The following is a 23,021-nucleotide window of genomic DNA, read 5'->3' as shown; positions in this document are numbered from 1 at the left end:
TATTCTATAAAAAGGAGGGAGATAAGTGAAATCAATCATAATAGGAGCAGGTGGCTATGCTAAAGAGCTCTTTTTTTTGTTAAACTATTTTCCTGAATACGATGTGATAGGATTTATCGATGATTCCCCCTCGATGATAGGGAAAAAAGTATTGGGTAAACCTGTTTTAGGAAATCGTCAGTATGTTAAATCGATAAAAGAAAAAAGAGCTATATTTATGGGAATTGCTTCGCCAATTGTTAGAAAAGAAATTTATGAAGAATTAAAAGAAAATAAGTACATTAGTTATCCTAACATCATATCCTCTTATGCACTGGTTGGACAAAATGTTGACACGGGAATTGGAAATGTCGTGATGCCCTATGCCACTCTCACAGCGGATATTACTTTAGGTAATTTTAATATGATAAATATTCATTCTACTATTGGGCATGATACGAGTATTGGTAATTACAATACAATATTTCCAAATGTAAATATCTCTGGAAACTGTGTCGTGGGCGATAAGAATGAATTTGGTGTGGGAACTAAAATAATTCCTAAGGTATCTATAGGGAATAAAGTAATTACTGGAGCAGGAAGTGTGGTAATCACTGACTTAAAGGATTGTACGAAAAATGTGGGAATGCCAACGCGAGTAATCACAACTAAGAAAGAAGAAAGGAGAGATGGATTGGATTGCTTAATTATAAAAAAGTGAAAAGAGGATTGGATAGACTCAGTGCACTTGTATTGATTATCCTATTATTTATTCCATTTATTGTGATTTCAGTCTTTCTTTGGATCGTTAATGAGGATAAAAAAATACTTTTTAAACAACAAAGAGTTGGTAAGAATGAAGAAATTTTTACGATTTATAAATTCAAGACAATGATAGACACGAAAGATGAAAAGGGAAATTTACTTCCTGACGAAGAGCGTCTGACAAAATTTGGTAAATTTTTGCGTAAAACTAGTCTAGATGAATTGCCTCAGTTAATTAATATCATGAAAGGAGAAATGAGTTTTATCGGGCCTCGTCCGTTATTGGTGGAATATCTTTCATTATATACGGATGAGCAAAGAATGAGGCATAGTGTCTATCCTGGATTAACCGGATTAGCGCAGGTGAAAGGAAGAAATGCCCTTAAATGGGAAGAAAAATTTGAACTAGATATAAAATATATACAAAAAATAAGCTTATATATGGATTTAAAAATTCTCTTAGCGACTTTTGTATTAGTGATAAAGCAAAAAAATATAGGATACAACGGAAACATAACTACCGAAAAATTTACAAAAGAATTCAAACGCATTTAAAAAAAGAATTATTGGAGGCAATGATGAAAAAAATTTTTGTATCTACAGCCATTTTATTAAGTACAGCAATGATGTTATCTGCTTGTCATACATCAAATAACGAAAAAAGCCAAGAAACCAGAGAAACAACTGTCGAAAGTTCTGGTAAAAAGGTAAATGTAGTTTCTGAATTAGGAAAAACGAAAAAAACAGATGAATTTGAAATCACAGTAAAAAAAGCGGAAATTGTAGATAATCCATTAAATACGGATTTAGGACACACTACTTTAAAAGTAGAAGTTTCAGCAAAAAACATCAGTGATAAAGAACAAAGTATTGGGACTGGTGACTTCAAAATTAAAGATGAAGATGGAAATGAATATACTTTTACTAGTAGCGATAACAACTTTGGAGACGTAGTACAGCCTGGAAAAACGCTTAATGGTTCTGGCTACTATTCTATTCCAAATGATATGAAAGCTGGTGTGATCATTTATAATCCTTATGAATCCTCTTCACAACAAAAATGGGAAGCTGTGTTCTCTAAAGAAAAGAACAATACAAGTGAATCCAGTACAAACACTCAAAAAAGTAGTGATACAAAAGGAAAAACTGCCACGAGCAGTACGAATTAAACAATGAAAAAAGTGATGATGTATAGTTCTGTTCATATTTGGAAGGATGCACGTATTTTTTTTAAAGAAGCACAAAGTCTATCTAAAGAGTATCAAGTAGATTTTTATGCGATTGGTTCACCGGAAGAAGCAGATGAGTACCAAACTGAGAACTTAAAAATCCATTTATTGAAAAAAAGAAATAGAAGGAAACGATATAAAAATTGGATTTTCTTATGGAAAGAAATAAAAAATAGTGAGGCTGAGATCTATCATTTTCATGATCCGGAACTATTATTATTGCTTCCATTTTTAAGAAAAAAACGAAAAAATCGTATCTTTATATATGATATGCATGAAAATTTTCCTAAAGCATTAGTTTCTAAAAACTGGCTTCCTAAGAGGATGAAACGAATCTTAATAACTATTGTTCGACCTTTAGAAAGAAGATTAATTAAAAAGAATAAGGGCCTGATTTTTGCGGAGAAAAGCTATAAAGAAGATTATCAAAGTATTTTTTCTAGCATGCCTACCTGTGATATTTATAATTATCCCCTTTATCAGCCTAATCTTCCAAATAATCAAATGGGTAAGGAAGTCATTCGCTTTGTCTATGTTGGAAGAATTGCTGTTGTTAGAGGCATCTGGGAGATGTTACATGCAGTTAATAAAGTGTCAAAAACTAGCCCCCAAAAAATAAAATTCCGGTTGATTGGTCAGTGTGAAGAAGAGCTATTAGAAGAAATAATATCCTATATTCATAAACATCATTTGGAAGACGTAGTAGAGTATTCCTCGTTTATAGAATATGACAAAATATGGGAAATTTATCAGGAAAGTGATATTGGTTTTTGTTTACTTCATCCTATCCCAAATTACATGGGATCAATTGCAACGAAAATGTTTGAGTATATGGCTTCAGGTATGCCAATGATTATTTCTGATTTTCCATTGTGGAAGAATATTTTGCAAGAGAGTCAAAATGGAATAGCCGTTGATCCATTCAATGAAGAACAGATCGTACAGGCGATGAATCAATTAATTGAGAATCCAGAATTACGAAGAAAATTTGGTGAAAACGGTCAGTTGCAATACAAAACAAAATTTAATTGGGGTAATGAAGAAAGAAAGTTAGCTACGTTTTACAATCAGTTAATAGAAATGGATGTTTAATAAAATGAAGATGAACTTAAATCTACAGATTATTTCTAAAAAAATAGTATCAAGATGGTATTTGTTGGTGTTTCTAGGATTATTATTTATGTCGTTTGTTTATGTTGCGCAAAATTTTTTTCAAGAAAAAGTATATAGTTCGACAGTAGAAATGCTCGTTTTACCTCAAAAAACAAGTGAAGAAAACAATAATACCAATGATGCCAATATCCGTTTGAATATTCAATTAATGAATACGTATATGAATGTAATGAAAAGTACGCCAGTATTAAATAAAGTAAAAGAAAAAACAGGTGTGAAAGAAACAGTTAATGAAATAAGGAAAAGTATGACACTGTCAAGCGACGAAAATTCATTAGAAATGAAGTTGAAAGTCAACACAAACTCGCCCTATAAATCAAAAGAAATTGCTAACCAAGTCTCACAAGCTACTCAAGAATATTTAAAAACATTGTTTCCTGATAATCAGTTAATTGTATTAAATCCAGCAGATCAAGGAGTCAGAATTCAAAATTCAATGAATTATGTTATTGCGTTAATAATGGGAGTATGGTCTGGAATTGCTGTGGTTATTTTTGAGTTATTAAGTAAAAGCGTTATTAAAAGTAATGTTGAATCTGTAGATTTCGGTTTTCCTATTGTAGGAACTATACCGATTAGCTTAGATCAAGAAAGAAAAAACTACTTTAAAGGAAGAAGAGAAAAATAATTGAGACATAAAAAAGCACAGAAAGAAGAGTACGATGTAACAAATTTATCCAAACTAAATAATTTAGATTATATGAGTGCCAATGCTTTTCGTGATTTAAAAACAAACATAGAGTATCAACTTTATCATAAAGAAAAAAAAATTATCATACTAACTTCGGCTAATGCAAAGGAAGGAAAAAGTTATTGCACGTATAATCTAGCAAGAGCATTTGCAGAATCAAAAAAAAATGTATTAATCGTTGATATGGATTTACAAAAGGCTCGAATGTCAAATATGTTAGGTATAGCTACTAAACCAGGTATTACAGATTTTTATGAAGGAGATATAGCAGAACAATTAATCATTAATAAAATAGATGAATGTATACATGCTGTTTCATGTGGCAGACCGACATTAAATATAACGGAAGTTCTTTCTTCTAACCAAGTGTCTGATTTTATTGATTCCCAATCTCAACAGTTTGACATTGTCATTATAGACAGTCCTCCAATTCGTGTTACACCTGAATCTAAAATTATCATTTCTAAATTTAGAAATGTTTTATTTGTCGTGAAAGATAATCACACACGTAAATTTGAGATTGAAGAAGCTTTAAATAGTATCAAGTTAGTGACCCCTACTCTTTTAGGGATGATTATAAACTATAAAAAATATACGTCAAAACAACGAAAGAAGTATGGTTATGGATATAGGTAATCACTTTGACATTCGCCACAGTTTACCGTTATTTATATTATTAGGCTTTATAGGATCAATAACCCCATATGGGTATTTATTGATCCTAATTGTTTGTGGTTACGTCTTCTTCTTAGGAATTTCATTTGAAAAATTACTAGAGATTATGTGGCCATTATTGATCGTGTCACTCTTTATGGGGACATATTTGGGAATACCTGGGCATGAAAATATTTATTTATTTCGTTTTCTACTACCCACATACTTAATGATTTTAATGATGCTTGGACAGTTAAATTTTAAAAATTTGAGTGACTATAAAATACCACTTATTGCTTTATTGGGTCTTTTTATAGTTTCTGTCTCTTCCTATATGTTTGCACAATATAAAGAATATGTTTTTAGATATAGCTATTATCTTTTAGAGATTTTCCTTATTTTTTTTCTATGTCTTGAAAAAATTAAGTCTAAAAAAGAATTGTTAAAGATAATTGGTTATATCAATTGGTTCTTCATAGCTAATTTAGTAGTAGGAATCTTTGAAATTTTATTTGGGGTACATTTAAAACTATCATCCGCAAATATTTATATTACGACAACAATCAAATATCAACCTACAGGCTTTTTTTATAATACAAACGACTATGCTTTATTTATCGCAGTGTATTATCCAATCATTATGTATTATATAAGAAATACATTGAAAGGTTGGCGATTGCATAGCGTATACGGTGTATTTACATTGACTAGCTTGTTTGTCGTAATCAGTAGCTATTCAAGATTAGGTATGCTTTCACTAGGGATAAATGTGTTAATGACAGTTTATCAATTCTATGGCAAAAAATTTAACTTATTTCTTTTTTTAGGGTTTCCAATTTATTTTTTAGCCATCTTAAATATCCCTTTTTTAAACCATTTATTTCAGAATATACTTGTTTCATTTACTCAAAAAGATGGCTCTACTTCTGCTAGAGAACTGCTTTATCAGAGATTGTGGCAAATTTGCAAAGACGCTAATTTCTTGGGAATCGGAGCAGGTGGCGCTCCGAAAAAACTTTATAACATGAACCTTGGATTTGAAAGTATAAATGACACAGGATATTCAACTGGGCATAACTTTTTTTTAGAACTCTTAGCAAATTTGGGAATCATAGGTTTTCTTCTTTTCATTATATTGATTATTTATATCGTTAGACTAATTGTTAGAAACATGAATCAAGCGAAACTACGCTTAAAAGAAAACGACGAAATTTTGTTAAGCGTAGAAGTGTTAATTTCATTTTTAGCATCGATGGTTGCACTGAGTACGGTCATTGAGAAAAGATATTTATGGTTTTCTTTGATTATTATCCTGATTGCTTTACAACAAACTTATTACAATAAAGAAAAATTAGTCGTTTAAATCGTATAAACATGGATATGAATAAAGTTAAATATGTTCTAATAAAAAGGAGAAAACGGAATGTGTGAATTTAGTATAATTGTTCCTTGTTATAATGTGGAACCATACTTAAAGTCGTTTATGGATAGTCTAAGCCAACAGTCTTTTACAGATTTTGAAGTTTTGTTTGTTGACGATGGCTCAACGGATGGTACGAGATTACTATTACAAGAATTTGAAGAAAAAGATGACCGCATCCATCTGATTAGACAAAAAAATCAAGGTGTCGGAATGGCAAGAAATATTGGTTTACTTCATGCGCGAGGGAACTACGTTTGTTTTTTTGATCCGGACGATATTATAAAAAAAGATTTATTAAAAGAAAATTTATCAGTATTAAAAGAAAAAAAAGTTGACGTTTGTATTTTTGGTATTGGTTATATTGACGAAGAAGGGAAAGTTTTGGCCAAAAAAACAACACTTCGTGAAAAAGAAAAACTATTTATTTCGTCTGCTTGTTCTTTAAAAAAGAATTTTGACCAGTTATTTTATGAAACAAGTATGTTTTCACCATGTAATAAAATCTATTCCAGACAATTTCTATTAGATAATCAGCTGGTATTTCCCAACAATCGAACAGGGCAAGATTCTTTATTCAATATTGAAGTGATTAAACAAGTTCCTGTGATTTATGTGACTCATCATATTTATTACTATTATCGTTTTAATCGCAAAGGATCAGCAGCAAGAAAACTAGATAAGCAACGAATCAAAGATGATCTAGCCATTTGTCATCGTTTTTCCCAAATGATTAACGAGTTGGGTCTATCTACGACGTATTCGCTTAACTTAAACTTTCAAAAGTTTTATAAATTAGTTCATCGTATCAAACAAGAGAAAGAGAATCAACAGACTTTGTTAGCCTACTTATTTGATAAGAAAGAATTTACAAGTTTTTTTAAATTCAGTAGGGTGAATAAAATCAATGGTAAAAAAAATAAATTTAGATTTCTATACCTTTTGCTAAGTAATTATCAGTTACTCAAGAAAGGAAAGCTATAATGAAAAAAGTTTTTTCCAATTTTCTCTATCAATCACTTTATCAATTAATGAAAATTATTATTCCGATAGTGACGATTCCGATTGTATCAAGAGTATTAGGACCAGAAGGAGTAGGTATATATAATTATACGTATTCGATTGTTTCATATTTTGTGTTATTTTCTGGATTAGGAATTACTTTATATGGAAGTAGAGAAATTGCAAGAGCAAGAGAGAATAAAGAACAATTGAGTCAAGTATTTTGGGAAATTTTTAATCTAAAAGCATTACTAGTCTTTATCAATTTACTTGTGTTTTTAATTCTTTCCAACCATTTAAAGTACAGTTTCTATTTCTACTTACAGACATTGTCTGTCGTATCTGTTTTATTTGATGTTTCATGGTTTTATATGGGAATAGAAGACTTCAAACGGACCATGTTAGCTAACATAGCTTCGCAGATTACTGTTTTTTTACTAATCCTATTATTGATAAAAAAAGAGACTGACTTAGCAAAATACGTATTTATTCAATCTCTTAGTTTTATTTTGCCACAGATCTATCCTTTGATGTATTTAAGAAAATATATTTTCTTTAAGAAAACTAAATTTAAAAATGTTCTTGGAAGGATAAAATATGCTGTTAATTACTTTATTCCACAAATTGCGATAATTTTTTATACCACATTGAATAAAACCTTGTTAGGTGTCTTCGTTAATCCCACAGCGGTTGGTTACTACACTAGTTCACTAACGATGAATCTAGTATTTACTACGTTAATCACTTCTTTTGATACCGTTATGCTTCCAAGAATGAGCAATATGTACCAAAAGAATAAGGTGAAATGCTAACTACTCTTGAAAAAACAACGGACGGACAATTATTTTTTTCTATCCCAATTATGTTTGGTATGCTGACCATTTATGATAAGTTCGTACCTTGGTTTTTAGGTAATCAATTTCTTTTCGTCAATCGATTGATTCCCTTTTTTTCAGTTCTGATTGTAGTAGTACCTTTAGGAATGGCAATTTCGAGGCAATATTTGATACCTGTAGGGAAAGTGAAACAGTATAATATATCAGTTATTTTAGGTGCAGTAATCAGTATATTAACTAATGTAATTCTTTTACCCCAAATTGGTATTTATGGATCAGTTTGTGCCAATATCTTGGCTGAAAGTTTTGTACTTTTTTCAAGGATTAGTTCTTTGTATCGATATACGAGATTTCGGTTTAATTATCAACATATAATAAAATATGTATTTTCTGCTTTTGTTATGTGTTTTGTGACTAGGATGTTGACAGCTAATTATTCACCAACTTTAATAACAAATATTATCCAGGCAACAATTGGTAGTATCATCTACCTAGGATTAACTTTAGCTTTAAAATGTAATTTATTTTTTTATTTGTGGAAATCTAAAAAATAAGTGCGTTTTTATATAACATTATAATAACAACTCTCCGATTAGTATTGCTTAAAAAATACTACATATGGAGGGTTATTTATATCGGCATGTTAAATTCTATTATCTGAAATAGCCCTATTTTTAGATGAGGAGAGCCATTAAAAAATAGTTTAATTTCTACTTTTTTTGTTTACGAAAATTGGACACAGAGTTTTATAGAAAAGATTATGATTGTAGAAGTAAAAAAAATAAATATGTGGGGGACTCAAGGATTGAATCAGGGGAAAAAAATTGTAGTTTTAGGTGGAGGAGAAGCAGGTCAGATGTTTCTTTACCACTTTAAAAAGTATAGAAAAAATGAAGGACAAATTATTGGCTTTTTCGATGACAATATCAATGAGATAAAAATCGAAGGAGAAGAAATTCCATATTTGGGGAAACTTGCAAACTTTAAAGACACATTACCATTTCTAAAAGTTGATCGAATTATTTTATCTATTCCTTCTATGAACCATAAGAAAAAACAAATGATTATTGATGTATGTGCTGAACTTGAGATTGAAACATTTACTTTGCCTGACATCCATACCATTTTGACTAAGGGGACAAATCCACTAACTGAGCGGCCTATTTCTTATGCTGACTTATTAGATCGTCAAGAAAAGAAGATGGATGTTAAGAAAATGTCAAGATTTTTTAAGGGAAAAACTATATTAATTAGTGGAGTAGGTGGCTCTATTGGTTCAGAAATTGTTCGACAAATCAACCGATGTGGTCCTAGTAGATTAATTCTTTTGGGACATGGGGAAAACAGTATTTTTAATATCCACAAAGAAATACAATCTTTAAGTAACTGCCAAGTTTTTCCAGTAATAGCTGATATCAAAGATAAAGAACGATTATTAGAAGTTTTTGAAAAATATCAACCAGATATTGTGTATCATGCCGCTGCACATAAGCATGTCCCATTAATGGAAGAAAATATAAGAGAAGCAATTAAAAATAATATTTTAGGAACAAAAAATATCGCAGAAGCTTCTGAAGAAACTGGAGTGAAAAAATTTATCTTAGTTTCAACTGATAAAACCGTTCATCCAACTTCTGTAATGGGAATGACTAAGAAAATTGCAGAATGGATTGTGCAAGCAAAAAATACAGATTTTTCTTCCACCATTTTTTCTGTGGTACGTTTTGGGAATGTACTAGGAAGCCGAGGAAGTGCGATTCCGCTTTTTTGGAAACAAATTACTTACGGACAAGAAATTACAATTACACACCCAGAAATGGAACGCTATTTTATGACGATTCCAGAAGCCAGTCAATTAGTCATTGAAGCTAGTTTTTTAGCAAATGGTGGAGAAATTTTTGTTTTAAAAATGGGGGAACCACAAAAAATTACAGATGTTGTCAAAAAATTAATTCGTCTAGCAGGGATACAACCAGAAAATATGAAAATAACTTATACAGGATTACGTCCTGGAGAAAAATTACAAGAATCATTATTTGAAGAACAAGAACAAACTCAATTAGTAGAAAAAGATAACTTTTACGTGGGGAAAGCAAGTATTCCCACTGACATCAAGCAAATAGACGAATGGATAGATAAAAGTCAACTATTAGATGAAATAAAATTGAAAGATTATTTGAAACAATTTATCAATCATGGAACTGGAGAGAGAAAAAATTATGTCAGAAATTAAAGAAATATTCAAAAAAAAAAATAAAGGAACGCACTTTAAAAGTTGGTGTGATTGGTTTGGGATATGTGGGGTTACCTTTAGCAGTTGAATTTGGTAAAGCCGGATATGAAGTTGTCGGCATAGACCTTGATAGTAAAAAAGTTCAATCAATTAATAATGGGCACTCACACATTCTTGATGTGAAAGACGAAGAGGTATCTACGCTTGTAAACATGGGACGACTACGCGCAACAACAGAATTTTCGGAGATCTCACAACTTGATTCTCTTAGTATTTGTGTTCCTACACCCTTGAATAAAAATCAAGAGCCAGATACAAGTTATATTACTACAACTGTCGATAATATTTTAGCTTATTTAAAAAATCCTTTACTAATGGTTTTAGAAAGTACGACGTATCCTGGAACCACACGTGAATTGTTCGCTGATCGATTCAATCAAAAAGGCTATCAAGCAGATAAAGACTATTTTTTATGTTTTTCCCCTGAAAGAGTCGATCCAGGAAATAAAAAATATAAGACAAAACAAATACCAAAAGTTATCGGTGGATTGACACAGTCTAGCACGGAAGTCGGATGTCTGCTGTATGAAAAAGTGATTGATAAAGTAGTACCTGTTAGTTCACCAGAAACAGCTGAAATGAGTAAGCTGTTAGAAAATACATTTCGCAGTGTCAACATTGCTTTTGTGAATGAGATGGCTTTAATGTGTGACCGAATGGGGATTGACATCTGGGAAACAATTGAGGCAGCATAAACAAAACCATTTGGCTTCATGCCTTTTTACCCAGGTGCAGGAGTTGGCGGACATTGTATTCCACTAGACCCAATGTATCTTTACTGGAAAGGAAAACAAGACCGCTATTTTAATCAGTTCATAGAGTTATCTCAACGAATCAATTTAAACATGCCTTATGAAGTAATAGAAAAGGTGCGAATTTCTCTAGATTCTATCGGAAAAACATTGTCAGAAGCAAACGTTCTAATCATTGGTTTATCTTATAAAGATAATATTGACGATGTTCGTGAATCCCCTGCTCTGGAAATTTATGAGCAATTAAAAAAAGAAGCAGGAAATGTGGCTGTTTTTGATCCATACGTCAAAAGTTTCAAAGATGTGAATGGTGAAAGACAATCGGTTATTCAAGAACAATCAAACATCACATATTCTGACTATGATGGTGCTGTGATCCTTGCTAAACATGAGAACATTGATTTTGATGAAATTTTAGATAAATTACCAACTATTGTAGATATGAAACGAACATGGAAAACAAAACATAAAAAAGTAGTCACAATAGGAGGGTAAGAATGAATAATATTTTATTGTCGCCACCCGACATGACTGGTGATGAACAAAAGTACATTCAAGAAGCCTTTGAAAAAAATTATATTGCGCCTGTTGGACACAATGTAAATTTATTTGAAAAAGAGTTGGCGCACTATGTGAAGTCAAAATACGCAGTCGCTGTTTCTTCTGGCACAGCAGGGTTACATTTAGCGTTAGTAACATTAGGTGTCAAAGAAGGAGACATCGTGTTTTGTTCGGATTTTACTTTCAGTGCTTCTGTTAATCCGATTTTTTATACTGGCGCCACACCGATATTAATTGATTCAGAAATAACTACTTGGAACATGGATCCATCTTTATTAGAACAAGCCATCATCGAAACTAATCGTCAAGGTAAGAAACCCAAAGCTGTTATTGTGACCCATATATATGGACAAAGCGCAAAAATGAAAGAAATAATGGAAATTTGCAAGAAATATAACATGAAAGTAATTAAAGACTCCTGTGAATCATTGGGAACGATAAGCGAGCAAGGAATGTCTGGAACCATTGGAGATGTCGGAGTTTATTCGTTTAATGGAAACAAGATCATTACGACTTCTGGTGGGGGGATGATTGTAACTGATGATGAGAAAATAGCACAAAAAGCCAAGTATCTTTCCACTCAAGCAAAATCGAATGTACCTTACTATCTGCACGAAGAAGTAGGATACAATTATCGACTTAGTAATATACTTGCAGGAATTGGCAGAGGGCAGTTACTTTCATTAGAAGATAAAATCAAAAAACGTCGTCAAGTATACCAACGTTATCAAGAGGAATTAACAACCATTCCGGTTCTTAAAATGATGCCTAAAGATGAAGATAATGTTCGTTCGAATCGCTGGCTTTCTGTACTTACTGCAGACGACTTTGATCCGATAAGTAGTGTTCATTATTTTAAAGAAAAGAAAATTGAAACAAGAGCGGTCTGGAATCCATTACACAGACAACCGTATATAAAAAATAAAAGAATCACTTATTATACAAAAGAAAATATTGGAAATAAGTTATTTGCGTCTGGACTATGTTTACCTTCTGGTAGCAATTTAACAGAACTCGAACAAGAATACGTGATTACTCAAGTAAAAGAATACTTTAAAAAAATAGTATAGGAGAAATAATGAAGATTTTATTTTTTGTATCCTCTTTTCCAGCTTTATCTGAAACATTTATTCTAAATCAAATTACAGGAATGATTGATAGAGGACATGAAGTAGAAATTTTAGCGACCAAAAGAGTCCGTACAGTTCACCATCCAGAAGTTGAAAAATACGATTTAATGAATAAAGTAAAATACATCGAAATTCCTCGAAATCCCTTGTTAAAAATTTTCAAAGGTTTTGTAAATTTTAATAAAGTATTTATAAAACATCCTAAAAGAGCTTACTCTTTAATAAATCGAAAAGAGCATGGGAATTTTGTATGGAATTTACGTCCATTATATCTCTATCCTTTCTTTGAAGAAAATAAAGGATACGATGTGATAATTGCTCATTACGGGTATAACTTATTACTTTTGGGTCATCAATCTATAAACCTTTGCAACAGAATACTAGTACATTAGGGTTGCCCATTAGCCATTTGTTATCTGAACGATTAAAAGAATTGGAAATTCTAACAGGCCAGACACATATCCATCATATGGGGGTTAACTTTAATGAATTCACTTATTCTGAACCTAAAGAATTTGGAAAAAAATTAAACTTATTGATTGTCGGACGCTTGACTGAAAAAAAGGGAATCGATAATGCGATAGAAGCAATTTATCTTTTAAAAAAAGAAAATATAGATATCTCTTTAAAGGTGATTGGTGATGGAGAGCAAAGAGAGTATCTTACGCAATTGATTAAATCAAAAGATTTGACGAATCAAATTGAATTACTAGGATGGCAAACTCAGGTTGTAGTAAAAAAATATGTAGATCTTGCGGATTTGATTTTATTACCAAGTAAAGAAGCTTCAACTGGGAACAAAGAAGGAATACCCGTGTCATTAATGGAAGCTTTAGCATCAGGTAAATTAGTGATTTCAACTTTTCATAGTGGCATCCCTGAGATGATTCAAGATGGCAAAAATGGTTGGCTTGTTCAAGAAGATGATTCAGAAGGTTTAGCATTAAAAATAAAAGAAGTCAGTCAATTGTCTTTAAAACAAAGAAAACAAGTATCCATGAATGCAAGAGAGTCTATATTTTTACATTTCAATATTGATTTTTTAAATGATCAATTGGAAAAATATATAAATGATAAATAGAAGAGATAGTTAAAAATAGATGCTTGAAAGGAGAATACTTTGAGAGCAGAGGGAGTTAATCAGATTGTTGACATACACAACCATGTTCTTTTTGGATTAGACGACGGGGCAAGAACGTTAGAAGAAAGTATTGAGATGATAAAAAATGCCAAAACACAAGGAATAGATGTAATTGTTGCTACTCCTCATTTGAATCATTATCAATTTTCTTATGATTTATCTGATTTAAAGAAAAACTATAGGAAAATACAACAAAAAATAATTCAAGAAAAACTTGATATACTTCTGATTTTATCTCATGAAATTTTCTTAACGATTGATTTTTATGAAAAATATACGATGGATGAATTATTTCCAATTCTCACGAATAAAGATGAAAAAAAAATATTGGTCGAACTCCCTTCTTATGAGGTTCCCTATTATTTTAAAGAATTTATCATTCAAACAGCACAAAAAAATATGACCTGTATATGGGCACACCCTGAAAGAAATGCTGTTATACAGAATAATTGGAAAAAAATCTTTGAATTTGTTGACAAAAATCGACTAGAGATTCAAATTACAGCAGGAAGTTTATTAGGAAATTATGGAAAAAAAAGTAAAAAAATTGCTTGGAAATTATTAAAAACTGGAGTAGTTGATTATGTAGCATCAGACGCCCATAATTTAACTTCTCGTCCTTTTGAATTAGATAAAGCCTACAAGATGATTCACAAAAAAATGGGGATGGATTTCTTAGTTGAGCTTCAGAAGAAAGCAGAAACGATCGCGATTAAAAATTGAAATGGGGAGCTATATTGTTAATGATTAAATTATTGTTTTTTTTGAGTGGATTCCTAATATTTTGGGGGATGATAGGGTACCAATTCATTATTTTATTATTAGATAAAATAATGAAATATCCAAAAAAAATGATAAATACAGAACTTTTAGAGTCTCAACCTTCGATTAGTATTCTAATCGTAGCACATAATGAAGAAAAAGTTATTTTAGATAAATTGAAAAATGTTTCAAAAATTGAATATCCAAATGAAAAGACTGAAATTATAGTCGCTTCAGATCATTCTGATGACAAAACAGCAGAAATTGTTAGAGAATTTATCAGCAATAATCCACAAAAAAAAATTAGATTGTATGAAACAAGAAAAAGAGGTGGGAAAACGAATGCTCAAAATGAAGCAGTTCGTATTGCTGAAAATGATATTCTAGTATTTACCGATGCAAATTCAATCATTGATTCTCAGGCAATTAATTGGCTAGTTCAAGGGCTTTGTGAAGAACAAGTAGGATATGTTACAGGAAGGCTTATTTATTTAAATCGTAATCAAGTAGTGACTAGTGAATCTGAAAGTACTTATTGGGATTTAGACCTTCAAATTCGTTCCATTGAAAGTCGTATTCAAACTATTACGGCAGGTAATGGAGCATTATATGCTTGTTGGAAAAAGGATTATATAGAAATACCAACTATTGAAAGTCACGATAGTACGTTACCACGTTATTTTGCCTTGGAAGGGAAACGAGCGTTAGCGATAGATGAAGCATTAGTGTATGAAAAAGCGGGAGAAACAAAGGAAGACGAATTCAAACGCAAAGTTCGTATGAACCGTATTATATTAAAAGGAATATTACCTGATTATAGAATCTTAAATGTTTTTAAATATAAATGGTATTCTTTTTTTATTTTGGGCATCGAACTTGCCGCTATACACTATGGTTGAACCATCTCATTTTACTATTCACTAATTTTTTATTAATAAATGAGGGAGGTATCTATGATTTATTTCTTTTGGGGCAAGTCATTTTTTATTTATTAGCTAGTGCTATATTAATCAAACCTACTTCAAATAAATACCTTAATATGATGGCCTATTATATGATGACCATTTATGCTCAATTCGTGGGTGTTTATAAATCATTGGCACATCAGAATAAAGCATATTGGGAAAAAGCGGAAAACACGAGATAGGATGTGTTAGAGTGAGTAATGAGAAAAATATTTTAGTAGCAGGACTAGGTTATGTGGGATTAGCCAATGCATTATTATTAAGTCAACATAATCATGTTTTTGCTTATGATATTGATCAAGAAAAATTAAATAAATTAAAGCAAAAAAAAGTCCGATAGAAGAAGAAGTGCAGAAATTTTTACAGCGAAAAGATCTAACGATTAACTTTATCAGTGATTTTTCACAGGCAGTGAGGAAAAGCGAAATTCTAATTATTGCTACACCTACTAATTATGATGAATATATTGATAAGTTTGACACTTCGACAGTTGAGACAGTTATTGAAAATGCCTTTAAACTAAATCCTCAAATTAATATAGTAATTAAATCGACTATTCCAGTGGGATTTGTAGATCAGATGAAGAAAAAATATCCCCAATTAACCATTTTATTTTCACCAGAATTTCTCCGTGAAGGGAAATCATTGCATGATAATTTATATCCCTCTAGGATTATTGTTGGTGAAGAAAGTTTATTTGGACAATTAATAGGACATTTATTTTTAGAATGTACCAAAGAAAAAAATGCACCAATCATTTTAACTTCTTCAAGAGAAGCAGAAGCGATCAAACTATTTTCAAACTCTTATTTAGCTTTAAGAATCGCTTATTTTAATGAGCTTGATACATTTGCTGAACAAAATCAATTGAGGAGTGCCAAAATTATTCGTGGCGTTTCTTTAGATCCAAGAATTGGTGATTATTATAATAATCCATCTTTTGGTTATGGCGGCTACTGTTTACCAAAAGATACGAAACAGTTAGTATCTAACTTTTCCAACATACCACAACGTTTAGTTAAAGCTATCGTTGAGTCTAACGAAACACGGATGTCTTATATCGCAAAAAAAATAGCCGAGCAAGAAGCCGATGTAATTGGTGTATATAGAATATCAATGAAACATAATTCCGATAACTTTCGTTATTCCTCTACTTTAGAAATCACACGACGGCTTTTAGAAATGAATAAAAAAGTTATCATATATGAACCATCCCTTAAAACAGATTACTTTAAAGGCATGGAAGTTGTTAAAACATTATCTAAGCTAGAAGAAAATGCAGACATCATTATAGCGAATAGATATGATGAAAACTTAAATCAACTAAAAAAAATAGTTTACAGCCGAGATTTATTTCAAAGAGATTAAAAAAATAAGGAGGATAAGAAGAATATTTTGAAAGAAATAAAAAGGCAACCTGAATTTTGGTCAAAAGTATTAATAGCCGTTTATTTATATGGAAAAAGTCTGACAAAAATTAATCATCTATTTTTTAGAAGGATCTTACTATTGCCATATATTATGATAGACACTGTTCTGATTCGTGGATTATTAAATTCACAGATACCCTACCGTCTAACTAAGGAATAAGGGTGTGGCATCCCTTTGGTATAATTATCCACCCTAATTGTGTCATTGGAGAAAACGTAACGATTAGACACCAAGTAACTATTGGAAAGGCCACAGATGAGGGAGGTGTTCCAATCCTAGGAAATAATATTTCAATCGGTGCAGGAGCAAAAATCTTGGGAGACATTCATATTGGAGATGGTACAGTTATTGGTGCTAATGCAGTGGTAACAAAAAGTTTTCCTGAGAAATCGATCTTAGTTGGATGTCCGGCAATAGACATTTCTAAAACAAAAAATTAGCTTCTATTGCTAAATAAATATTTATTTTTCATATTAATAAAATAGATACTGAGACAGCCGTAAAAAAAATCTGATATTGCCTCAGTAAATTGATTTTTGAATCAGCACCCATAACTATCAGAATTATTGTGACAGATATAGGTTATTGTAGTGTAGAAAATAATAGATATACTCTTGTTGTTATCCATAATATATCCTTATTTATAACAGTTAACACAAAAAATGAAAAATGCCCCTTTTTGCGTAGTAAACTGGCACTATCTTGAAGATAATGTGTGTGTCTGTCCAATAAAGCGTTTGGATAATTTTAAATGAAACAGCACAGAAAAAAATAAGACTGATTCTGAACTTACGCCTCAAAATCAGTCTTATTTTCTTTTTTAAAAAGAATTATTGTTTTCTAAAGTGGATTGATTCATGACTAGCTGCTTTAGTTTAGAATAGATGGTATGAAAATCATATTCAGAAAAACCATTTTGATACTGTATATAAATAACAGAACTATCCTTAAATGCATTTTTAAAAATAGTTGTAGTACTTGTAGTTATTATTAAATCAAAATTTTTTAATTCTAAAAATGGTGAATCAAAATTTTGATTTAAGCTTGCAGCAGAATAAATAGTGATATTAAAGTTTAAAGAAAAAAATTTTTCTATTTTTTTCTTTAAGGAATAGTCTGTTAAATAGGGATAATTAGTTTCAAAGTAAATGTTTATTTTTTTTTCTAAATGAGCTAAAGGATAAAATAATTCATACAAAAGAGCATATTTTTTTATTAAAAAATGGTTATTTAAAAAATGTTTATTCTTAGTTATTTCAGCCATTTTATTGCAAAATGATTTAATTTTTTTTATTAAATTTGGATATAGACAGTAAAAATCTTCATCTTTAACAATAGGATTAAAATTAATTTCTGGAAAAACTATAGTTTTATAATGAATGGAAAAAGCTGTTGCATTGAAAAGTTCTTTGTTATCTTCTGATAAAGAATGATAATCTAACTCAAAATATTTCAAAAATTCTTTTTTAAATAAATCATACAAATTAATAACTTCTGTTTGATATTGACGATGAAGTGAATCAATCACTTCTAGATTAATAAATCTTCTATAGAAAGAAGATTTTGTTTGAAAATAAGTAATCCAAAAAGAGATTTCTTCATCAGGTAGTAAAAAAAATTCTTGAATTTTAGTATTGAGTTTTGATTTATCTAAGAGTTGATGATTGATTTCATCATAAACTATATAATTTTTTTGAATGTAATTTTATTATTTTGTAGATATCTAGTAATACATACTGCAAAAAAAAATGCAGTTTTTTCAACTGATTGATAGTTAATCAATGGGGAATATGAAGAGCCTAGCATAGCCAACATTTTTTTTATCTTATCTTCAGAAATATTTTTAAATGGCCAAGATATTCCATTATAAGTATTCCAAAAAAAAGAAAAATACATATACCGTATATTTTTTTCTTTACCAACAATAGTATAGGTAGATTTTTTAGAAATAATTTTTATGTCTAAGTTTTGAAACATGTCTTTAAGACTAATTAAAGTTCTTCTTACAGTTGAAACACTTACGTAATTTTTATAAGACCATTTAATAATATTCACCTTTCCATCAAAAAAGAAGGTATGAAGTAATCTCACAGCTAAATTATCTTTGATTAACCATAAAATAAATTCTTTTAGTACAATAGGAGAAGTAGCATATAGAAAATTTCCTCTTCCTTTCGAAATAGTGAGAGAGATTTCTGGATGATTAAACTTTTCTAAATCTTTAGATAATTCAGAAATATATTTTAATATAGTTTTTCTTTCCATTTGAGTTAATTGAGTTAATTCATTAGTGGTAATCCAATCATGTTTGGCATAAAGATGTTGAATCAATGAAATTTTTTTTTTCATATTTTTCCCGTATACGTACGTTAACTCCATTTTTATTTTCTCCTTTTTGATAATTGCTTGAAATTTTCTATTTTCTTTTCATAAGGAAAATTGTAAACTATTTTATAATAATTATAATTTATTTTTTGGAATTTATGAGGGGCGTTTTTGAGAATATTAAAACGATTTAACTGTTAAAATATTAATGACACTAGTAGATTATAATTTTTTTCAATAATATTTTAATTTTATGTTTGTGGAAAGAATATAAAAGGAATCAAAACCCTTACATTATTTAATGATTATGAGTTCAATCTATCAATAATAATTGATTCATGTCAAATTTTTGAATTTTATAAGGGAAAAAGACACATAAGTATAACTACATTAATAACTAAATAATTTAAGCATTTGTTATCCACCTGTAAGAGTAGATAATGAATGCTTTTTTTATACCTTTTTACATCAAATCTTTTCAAATGAACATTTTTAGAAGAAACAATTCAAATAAATTGAAAATTTTTTTATATAAATACAAAAAATAAATAGTAGTTTTTTATAAAAAAATAACTATTTGTTGATTTTATTAAATTAGTAAAGATATAAAATGAGAATATCTACTAGTTGTCAAGTAAATAATAAAGGAGGAAAAATGGAATTAGAGGTTTTACTTGAAAAAAATGAACAATTAAAATTACGTGTTCTAAGATATATCCAAACAAAAAGTGAGTTTATTCCTTTAAATGATGTTTTATTAACAATCGGTATTTCAGAATTAAAATTAAAAAAATTAATTAAAGAGTTAAATTCTGATTTACAGCAAGTCAATCATCAATTTTATATTTTTTTTTCAAAAACAATATTTGGAAGAATTTTGATCATTTCATAGTTAAAAGGCTAAGATTATTCTATTTTAAGAATAATCCTACTTTCTTACTTTTTAAAGCGTATTTAGAAGAGAAAATCACTATCCAGCAATTTAAAAATAGAATTTATTTAGCTGTTCCTACCATTTATGTGAAACACAAAAAAATTAAAAATTTTCTTCAAAATTATGATTTAACTATAAGGAATGGAAATATAGAAGGGGAAGAGTTACATCTTCGTAATCTAGTTTTTGTGATTTTTTGGGATGTCTATAATGGACTCGAAAACCCATTTTCACTGTTAATTCGTACTCAAATCAATACATTAATGAATTATCTCAATTCATTATTTAATTTAAGATTAAGAGAAACTGAAAAATTGAAGTTTGAGCTTTTTTTAGGAATTTTTTTGTGCCGAATTAAGCATAAAAATCATTTAAGAAAACGAGAAGATTTTTTTTTAATGGATTCAAAAGTAAAAATTCAGTTAATCAATAACCTTAAAAACAGATTGTTTGAAACAAATATGATGCAAGAAGAGTATGAAATAATCGAAGTAAAATACTTGTTGGGCTTTCTTAAGATGTTGGTGGGAGAAAAAATTCCTATAACAATAAAAAAAGAAAAATTTAAAAAAATTGATCATGTTAGTTGGAAAATTGCTAAAAAACTTACACAATTTATTCCCTATAAGGACAACAGAAAAAATTTTTACACTAGACTAGAGGATGGAATTACAGAAATTAATCGTAAACATTTGGTATTTGAAAATGTTCTTTGTTGGTTCAATTTAGAAGAACAGGAAAAGAAAGTCGTTCATTTATATCCTTTATATAGTCAGGCGATTAAAAAAGTTTTAGCCATTTATGAGTCTAAATTGTTTTCTTATCAAGATAGATGGAATCTGTTTTATCAGTATTTCTTTTTACTTATCGAGCTATTACCACATCATTATTACTTTGAACCTATATATGTTTGTATAGACTTTTCACGTGGTAAGAGTTATACAAAATTTATTCAACGGCAATTTGATCATTTGCAAGATTTAAATATTTTTGTTGAAAACTATCTTTCTTCTAAAACGGATATCTTTATTTCTGACTTTGAAGTTCCCAATTTATCAGTGAAGCAAGTTATTTGGAACAATCCTCTTATATTAGATGATTGGCAATTATTTTTAAGTAAATTTACTCAATTAATTAAGGAAGAACGGTTGCTGAAATCAAAATTCAAAGATTTTAAATAAAAGAAATAAGGTGAAAAAATGTATAAAAAAAAGCAATCAATTGTATATATAATACTAGCTATTGTTTTATTGATCAGTCAGTTAAAAATCATTCCAGCCTATTCAGAAGGAATTCTCCAACCAATGAAACAAGGAGATGATCCAGGTATTTCTATTAGTGTTCCAGACACCATTGTTGCTCGTCAACAAGTTGAAATTGATGTCAGTCTAGTTTCTTCTGCAGGAAACATGAATGAAGACGGAAAAATAAATATAACGATTCCTGCATCTATTGTTGCAGATGAAACGGAACTAACAAGTCGTTTAGTCATAGGAGATCCCTTTTATTTAAGTGATTCTCCAGTCACGAAAAATGATAATGGGGATTATGTTTTACAAATTTTGTACGATCACACTCTGATTGATCAGCAAGATGCTGTAGGATTAACTTTTACAATAAAATTTACAGCACCAGTTTTTGACGCAAGTGACCCTAATATTCCAGAAAACGCAAGCTTTAATGCAGAAATGTATCAAGGAGATCAGTTAGTTAGTCAAGATAGTGGTGTCTCTAATATTAAAGGTATCGATAATAACTTAACTCCTTTGACTAAGTTAAGTACACGACCTGTAAAATATATTAATGGTCAAAAAACTTCAATTATGAGTTTAACCGATCCATCATCTAATGTTTTTGCAATTACTGTAAACTATAATAGTAAAAATTTGCAACATGTAAAATTAGTTGATAAAACCCCTGAAGGAACTACATTAACTGATCCAGATAATTATGTACCCTGTTCAGGTGATAAAACCCCTTTTAATCACATAAGAATAGCTAAGGTAACTTCAAGACTAGAAGATGGAACGCCGAATGAGTGGCAATATGTAACCGCTGAATTTAAAGATAAAATCTCAGTTGATACTAACGGATTTACCATTGATTTTGGTAATTTAACTTCTGATGATAGCTATATCGTGATGTATGCGGAAGAAATTGTTAATGATACTACGCCAGATGCGTTTGGAATTAGAAATAATCACTGTGAAATGTATTCAGAAAATTCTCTAGTATCTTCTTATGATGTTCGCTTAGCTTTAGATGAATCTAGTTTCAATGGTATTTCTTTAAATAAAAAAGTAGAACAAAATACATTATCTGTAACTGAAGGTGAGTTAGATTATACACTTACTTTCAAAAATAGCAGTGGTTTAGTCCCTGCTGGAACGGTCATAAGTGATCCATTACCTGAATATACTACTTATCAATCTACTGTATCTAAAGATAATGAGGTGGTTTCTGATCCTGTCTACGATAAGGAAACAAATACACTTAAATATACGTTAAAAAAAGATTTAAATGAAGGCGAAAATACGGTCATACATTTTAGTGTAATCTTTAATAATCCTGCCGCAAAACCAGGCGAAAGTATCATAAATAAAGCATCATTTAATTATAAAGGAACAGATATTTATAGTAATATGGCGACAACTATTTTAGATGGAAGTGCCTATCTTACTAAAGTAGATAACGATACTAAAAATCCTCTAGCTGGGGCAAAATTTAAAGTGGTAGATTCAAATGGACAAATTGTATTACAAGATTTAACTTCTGACGAGAATGGTAAAGTAAATACAGGACTAATGAAACCGGGTAATTATCAGTTTATTGAAACACAAGCCCCTGATAACTATATATTAGATACAAAACCAATTAATTTTTCAGTTTCTCCTGGTTCAGTTACACCCGTACAATTAACAAAAACAAATTCTATTAGTGGAAGTGTCACGCTGACGAAAACAGATGAAGCAAGCGGT

General features: G+C 30.0%; 23 protein-coding genes and 2 pseudogenes. 23 read left to right on the top strand and 2 right to left on the bottom strand.

The window, feature by feature from the left end; genetic code table 11:
- The first annotated feature begins 25 nt into the window (after positions 1–25).
- The 20 genes and pseudogenes from EVI01_RS10510 (at position 26) to EVI01_RS10425 (ending at position 17,224) form a co-directional block, all read left to right on the top strand.
- The gene (locus tag EVI01_RS10510) at positions 26–700 is read left to right on the top strand and encodes an acetyltransferase (RefSeq protein WP_146811664.1); all 675 of its coding nucleotides are present in this window, start codon (positions 26–28) and stop codon (positions 698–700) included.
- Positions 679–1,299, top strand: coding sequence for a sugar transferase (locus tag EVI01_RS10505; protein ID WP_010752256.1), 621 nt, complete (start codon positions 679–681; stop codon positions 1,297–1,299). The genes EVI01_RS10510 and EVI01_RS10505 overlap by 22 nt, the downstream gene beginning before the upstream one ends.
- A gap of 23 nt (positions 1,300–1,322) precedes the next feature.
- Positions 1,323–1,913, top strand: a complete 591-nt coding sequence (locus tag EVI01_RS10500; RefSeq protein WP_010752255.1) for a DUF4352 domain-containing protein — start codon at positions 1,323–1,325, stop codon at positions 1,911–1,913.
- 3 nt (positions 1,914–1,916) lie between these two features.
- Complete coding sequence (locus EVI01_RS10495; RefSeq protein ID WP_010752254.1) at positions 1,917–3,065, top strand: glycosyltransferase; 1,149 nt, start codon at positions 1,917–1,919, stop codon at positions 3,063–3,065.
- Positions 3,066–3,069: 4 nt separating this feature from the next.
- Positions 3,070–3,774, top strand: coding sequence for a YveK family protein (locus EVI01_RS10490; RefSeq protein WP_010752253.1), 705 nt, complete (start codon positions 3,070–3,072; stop codon positions 3,772–3,774).
- Complete coding sequence (locus EVI01_RS10485) at positions 3,775–4,473, top strand: CpsD/CapB family tyrosine-protein kinase (RefSeq protein WP_010752252.1); 699 nt, start codon at positions 3,775–3,777, stop codon at positions 4,471–4,473.
- Complete coding sequence (locus tag EVI01_RS10480) at positions 4,460–5,854, top strand: O-antigen ligase family protein (protein WP_010752251.1); 1,395 nt, start codon at positions 4,460–4,462, stop codon at positions 5,852–5,854. Before EVI01_RS10485 ends, EVI01_RS10480 begins: the two co-directional genes overlap by 14 nt.
- 60 nt (positions 5,855–5,914) lie before the next feature.
- Positions 5,915–6,895 (top strand): glycosyltransferase family 2 protein, encoded by a 981-nt coding sequence (locus tag EVI01_RS10475; RefSeq protein WP_010752250.1) that lies wholly within the window; start codon positions 5,915–5,917, stop codon positions 6,893–6,895.
- Positions 6,895–7,725, top strand: coding sequence for an oligosaccharide flippase family protein (locus EVI01_RS14145; RefSeq protein ID WP_010752249.1), 831 nt, complete (start codon positions 6,895–6,897; stop codon positions 7,723–7,725). The genes EVI01_RS10475 and EVI01_RS14145 overlap by 1 nt, the downstream gene beginning before the upstream one ends.
- Positions 7,719–8,303: an oligosaccharide flippase family protein gene (locus EVI01_RS14140; protein ID WP_010752248.1), complete on the top strand. Its 585-nt coding sequence runs from the start codon at positions 7,719–7,721 to the stop codon at positions 8,301–8,303. The genes EVI01_RS14145 and EVI01_RS14140 overlap by 7 nt, the downstream gene beginning before the upstream one ends.
- Before the next feature lie 206 nt (positions 8,304–8,509).
- Complete coding sequence (locus EVI01_RS10465) at positions 8,510–9,982, top strand: polysaccharide biosynthesis protein (RefSeq protein ID WP_010752247.1); 1,473 nt, start codon at positions 8,510–8,512, stop codon at positions 9,980–9,982.
- Between the two features lie 47 nt (positions 9,983–10,029).
- Positions 10,030–10,869: pseudogene (locus tag EVI01_RS13905) on the top strand (nucleotide sugar dehydrogenase); the annotation flags it as partial.
- An 18-nt stretch (positions 10,870–10,887) separates the two neighbouring features.
- The gene (locus tag EVI01_RS13900; RefSeq protein WP_244150161.1) at positions 10,888–11,289 is read left to right on the top strand and encodes a UDP binding domain-containing protein; all 402 of its coding nucleotides are present in this window, start codon (positions 10,888–10,890) and stop codon (positions 11,287–11,289) included.
- A gap of 2 nt (positions 11,290–11,291) precedes the next feature.
- The gene (locus tag EVI01_RS10455) at positions 11,292–12,425 is read left to right on the top strand and encodes a DegT/DnrJ/EryC1/StrS family aminotransferase (RefSeq protein WP_010752244.1); all 1,134 of its coding nucleotides are present in this window, start codon (positions 11,292–11,294) and stop codon (positions 12,423–12,425) included.
- A gap of 8 nt (positions 12,426–12,433) precedes the next feature.
- Positions 12,434–12,877 (top strand): glycosyltransferase family protein, encoded by a 444-nt coding sequence (locus tag EVI01_RS10450; RefSeq protein ID WP_010752243.1) that lies wholly within the window; start codon positions 12,434–12,436, stop codon positions 12,875–12,877.
- Between the two features lie 41 nt (positions 12,878–12,918).
- The gene (locus EVI01_RS10445; protein ID WP_146811660.1) at positions 12,919–13,566 is read left to right on the top strand and encodes a glycosyltransferase; all 648 of its coding nucleotides are present in this window, start codon (positions 12,919–12,921) and stop codon (positions 13,564–13,566) included.
- Between the two features lie 39 nt (positions 13,567–13,605).
- The gene (locus EVI01_RS10440; RefSeq protein WP_010752241.1) at positions 13,606–14,349 is read left to right on the top strand and encodes a tyrosine-protein phosphatase; all 744 of its coding nucleotides are present in this window, start codon (positions 13,606–13,608) and stop codon (positions 14,347–14,349) included.
- A gap of 20 nt (positions 14,350–14,369) precedes the next feature.
- Positions 14,370–15,287 (top strand): glycosyltransferase, encoded by a 918-nt coding sequence (locus EVI01_RS10435; RefSeq protein ID WP_010752240.1) that lies wholly within the window; start codon positions 14,370–14,372, stop codon positions 15,285–15,287.
- A gap of 259 nt (positions 15,288–15,546) precedes the next feature.
- Positions 15,547–16,721: pseudogene (locus EVI01_RS10430) on the top strand (nucleotide sugar dehydrogenase).
- Positions 16,722–16,945: 224 nt separating this feature from the next.
- Positions 16,946–17,224, top strand: a complete 279-nt coding sequence (locus tag EVI01_RS10425) for a serine O-acetyltransferase (protein WP_010752236.1) — start codon at positions 16,946–16,948, stop codon at positions 17,222–17,224.
- A 380-nt stretch (positions 17,225–17,604) separates the two neighbouring features.
- Here EVI01_RS10425 and EVI01_RS10420 read toward each other — a convergent pair whose 3' ends face one another.
- A complete protein-coding gene (locus EVI01_RS10420) occupies positions 17,605–18,267 on the bottom strand; it encodes a hypothetical protein (protein ID WP_146811658.1) in 663 nt (220 codons plus the stop codon).
- 197 nt (positions 18,268–18,464) lie between these two features.
- The gene (locus EVI01_RS10415) at positions 18,465–19,163 is read right to left on the bottom strand and encodes an AcpB/EbpR/MafR family transcriptional regulator (RefSeq protein ID WP_146811656.1); all 699 of its coding nucleotides are present in this window, start codon (positions 19,161–19,163) and stop codon (positions 18,465–18,467) included.
- A 601-nt stretch (positions 19,164–19,764) separates the two neighbouring features.
- On the opposite strand from EVI01_RS10415, the gene EVI01_RS10410 reads away from it, so the two are divergent.
- The 3 genes from EVI01_RS10410 to EVI01_RS10400 form a co-directional block, all read left to right on the top strand.
- Entirely contained in the window at positions 19,765–20,001 is a 237-nt protein-coding gene (locus EVI01_RS10410) for a hypothetical protein (RefSeq protein WP_081205049.1), read from the top strand.
- Positions 19,947–21,224 (top strand): helix-turn-helix domain-containing protein, encoded by a 1,278-nt coding sequence (locus EVI01_RS10405; RefSeq protein WP_146811654.1) that lies wholly within the window; start codon positions 19,947–19,949, stop codon positions 21,222–21,224. Before EVI01_RS10410 ends, EVI01_RS10405 begins: the two co-directional genes overlap by 55 nt.
- Before the next feature lie 69 nt (positions 21,225–21,293).
- Positions 21,294–23,021 (top strand): SpaA isopeptide-forming pilin-related protein (locus EVI01_RS10400; RefSeq protein ID WP_186808776.1); only part of this gene is annotated, 1,728 nt, incomplete at its 3' end.

Origin of the sequence: Enterococcus villorum, from assembly GCF_007990225.1 — a bacterium.
Taxonomy (GTDB): Bacteria; Bacillota; Bacilli; order Lactobacillales; family Enterococcaceae; genus Enterococcus_B; species Enterococcus_B villorum.
The sequence above is the reverse complement of the archived record's forward strand: the minus strand, read 5'-3'. Positions and strand labels throughout refer to the sequence as shown.

Coding starts and splice junctions, on each gene's coding strand:
- EVI01_RS14140 (WP_010752248.1), top strand. CDS start 7,719: ATGCTAACTACTCTTGAAAAAACAACGGACGGACAATTATTTTTTTCT.
- EVI01_RS10450 (WP_010752243.1), top strand. CDS start 12,434: ATGAAGATTTTATTTTTTGTATCCTCTTTTCCAGCTTTATCTGAAACA.
- EVI01_RS10495 (WP_010752254.1), top strand. CDS start 1,917: ATGAAAAAAGTGATGATGTATAGTTCTGTTCATATTTGGAAGGATGCA.
- EVI01_RS10415 (WP_146811656.1), bottom strand. CDS start 19,163: ATGGAGTTAACGTACGTATACGGGAAAAATATGAAAAAAAAAATTTCA.
- EVI01_RS10475 (WP_010752250.1), top strand. CDS start 5,915: ATGTGTGAATTTAGTATAATTGTTCCTTGTTATAATGTGGAACCATAC.
- EVI01_RS10480 (WP_010752251.1), top strand. CDS start 4,460: ATGGATATAGGTAATCACTTTGACATTCGCCACAGTTTACCGTTATTT.
- EVI01_RS10435 (WP_010752240.1), top strand. CDS start 14,370: ATGATTAAATTATTGTTTTTTTTGAGTGGATTCCTAATATTTTGGGGG.
- EVI01_RS10410 (WP_081205049.1), top strand. CDS start 19,765: ATGGAATTAGAGGTTTTACTTGAAAAAAATGAACAATTAAAATTACGT.
- EVI01_RS10500 (WP_010752255.1), top strand. CDS start 1,323: ATGAAAAAAATTTTTGTATCTACAGCCATTTTATTAAGTACAGCAATG.
- EVI01_RS14145 (WP_010752249.1), top strand. CDS start 6,895: ATGAAAAAAGTTTTTTCCAATTTTCTCTATCAATCACTTTATCAATTA.
- EVI01_RS13900 (WP_244150161.1), top strand. CDS start 10,888: ATGCCTTATGAAGTAATAGAAAAGGTGCGAATTTCTCTAGATTCTATC.
- EVI01_RS10490 (WP_010752253.1), top strand. CDS start 3,070: ATGAAGATGAACTTAAATCTACAGATTATTTCTAAAAAAATAGTATCA.
- EVI01_RS10455 (WP_010752244.1), top strand. CDS start 11,292: ATGAATAATATTTTATTGTCGCCACCCGACATGACTGGTGATGAACAA.
- EVI01_RS10465 (WP_010752247.1), top strand. CDS start 8,510: ATGATTGTAGAAGTAAAAAAAATAAATATGTGGGGGACTCAAGGATTG.